Here is a 1,014-nt window from a genome sequence, read left to right on the forward strand (position 1 = left end):
ATGCCCGGCAATGACAAAGACAACATGACCCCCTCCCGCATTCATCGCCTGACGCTGACGCATTTTCGTAATTACCGGGCGGCGGGGCTCGAGGCGAAGGCTGACATGGTGGCGCTGGTCGGGCCGAACGGAGCGGGCAAGACCAATTGCATCGAGGCAATCTCGTTCCTGTCGCCGGGACGCGGCTTGCGGCGCGCGACGCTGGACGACGTCGCCGACAACCAGGGCGACGGCTCCTGGGCGGTGTCGGCACAGGTCGAAGGCGCGCTGGGCCTTGCCACGCTCGGCACCGGCATCGATCCGCCGCGCGCAGATAGCCCGGTCAGCCGGCGCTGCCGCATCGACCGCGAACCGGTTAATTCGGCGGCGTCGTTCGGCGACCACATCCGCATGGTGTGGCTGACGCCGGCGATGGACGGGCTGTTCATGGGAGCGGCGTCCGAGCGCCGGCGCTTCTTCGACCGCCTGGTGCTTGCCATCGACAGCGACCATTCCAGCCGCATCTCCGCGCTCGAACGTTCCCTGCGCTCGCGCAACCGCCTGCTCGAGACCCGCAATTACGACGACCATTGGTGTGACGCGATCGAGCGCGAGACCGCAGAGCTTGCGGTCGCGGTCGCCGCAACCCGCGGCCAGACCGCGGCGCGGCTGACCGGCATGCTCAACGCGCGCGCGCAAGCCTCCGCCTTCCCCTCGGCGCAGATCGCGCTCGACGGCTGGATGGAGAACGCGCTGCTGACGGAGACCGCGACGTCGGTCGAGGATCGCTACCGCCAGATCCTGCGCGACAACCGTCCGCGTGACGCCATCGCGGGTCGCACCACGGATGGTCCGCATCTCACCGATCTGCAGGTGATCTACGCGCCGAAAAGCATGCCGGCGCGCGATGCCTCGACCGGCGAGCAGAAGGCGTTGCTGATCGGGCTGGTGCTGGCGCATGCGAGCCTGGTCGCCGAGATGACGGGCATCGTGCCGCTGCTACTGCTCGACGAGGTCGTCGCGCACCTCGATCCT

General features: G+C 68.4%; 1 protein-coding gene. It reads left to right on the forward strand.

What is annotated here, in order from left to right; genetic code table 11:
- Positions 1 to 24: 24 nt before the first annotated feature.
- On the forward strand, positions 25 to 1,014 hold a 990-nt coding region (gene recF / locus IVB47_RS24000), incomplete at its 3' end, for a DNA replication/repair protein RecF (RefSeq protein WP_247464938.1).

Source organism: Bradyrhizobium sp. 62 (genome assembly GCF_023073035.1).
Lineage (GTDB): Bacteria > Pseudomonadota > Alphaproteobacteria > Rhizobiales > Xanthobacteraceae > Bradyrhizobium.